Origin of the sequence: Paenibacillus sp. 7541, assembly GCF_002276395.1 — a bacterium.
Classification (GTDB): domain Bacteria; phylum Bacillota; class Bacilli; order Paenibacillales; family Paenibacillaceae; genus Paenibacillus_AQ; species Paenibacillus_AQ campinasensis.
The window spans coordinates 1-467 of record NZ_NQLZ01000078.1 but is presented as its reverse complement, the minus strand read 5'-3'; the positions used below and the strand labels follow the sequence as shown (position 1 = coordinate 467).

Genomic DNA, 467 nt, shown 5'->3' with positions numbered 1-467 from the left:
CCAGTTAAACTGGTTTACTTCTTCTTGCTACTGTTTTTGCTGAATGGGTCTTCATACTCTTTCACACTCAGTTTATCAATTGCCTGGTCGTGTGCTTCTTGCTCACGGATATATTTTGCCACGGTGGCTTCATTCAAGCCCACTGTGCTGACGTAGTATCCCTCCGCCCAAAATTTTCGATTGCCATATTTATACTTCAAGCTAGCATGCTTCTCGAATATCATGAGTGAGCTTTTCCCCTTCAGGTATCCCATAAATGATGATACTGAGATTTTGGGGGGAATTGCTACCAACATATGTACATGATCGGGCATCATGTGGCCTTCGATTATCTCCACTCCCTTGTATTTGCATAATCGTTTGAAAATTTCGATTAAGTCTTTCCTCACTTGATTATAAATCTCTTTCCGTCTATACTTCGGGGTGAACACAATGTGGTACTTGCACATCCACTTCGTGTGAGCTAA

At 41.8% G+C, this 467-nt stretch carries 1 protein-coding gene; it reads right to left on the bottom strand.

All coding sequences use genetic code 11. The features are described from left to right. Window positions 1-14: 14 nt before the first annotated feature. The coding region (gene tnpA / locus CHH75_RS24480; RefSeq protein ID WP_141235888.1) for an IS200/IS605 family transposase at window positions 15-467 on the bottom strand (453 nt) is incomplete at its 5' end.